At 60.5% G+C, this 263-nt stretch carries 1 protein-coding gene; it reads right to left on the reverse strand.

What is annotated here, in order from left to right; translation table 11 throughout:
* Window positions 1-263, reverse strand: a 263-nt coding sequence (locus ACM5QX_RS29600; RefSeq protein WP_414756766.1) for a hypothetical protein, incomplete at both ends; no start/stop codon positions are given.

Raw genomic sequence — 263 nt, forward strand, 5'->3', positions numbered from 1 at the left:
TCTTTTCCGCCAGCGCCGCAGCGTAGTTGAAGCGCACGGCAGGCAATTGCGGCGCCCGATCCAACGTCAGCCCCATCGCCAGCATGTCATTGTCATTGGGATAGTTGGGTTGGCCCTGACGCAGTTCGGTCATCAGCATCAGGGTGCGGTAATCATTCTGGGCGGCGGCATAGGCGCGCGCGATATAGTCGCGCGCCTCGCGCCTCAGAGCATTTTGCTCTGCATCGCTATCGGCCTCACGTAATTGGCGCAGTCTTTCCTGG

Source organism: Anabaena sp. CCY 9910 (assembly GCF_963920875.1).
GTDB classification, from domain to species: domain Bacteria; phylum Cyanobacteriota; class Cyanobacteriia; order Cyanobacteriales; family Nostocaceae; genus Trichormus; species Trichormus variabilis.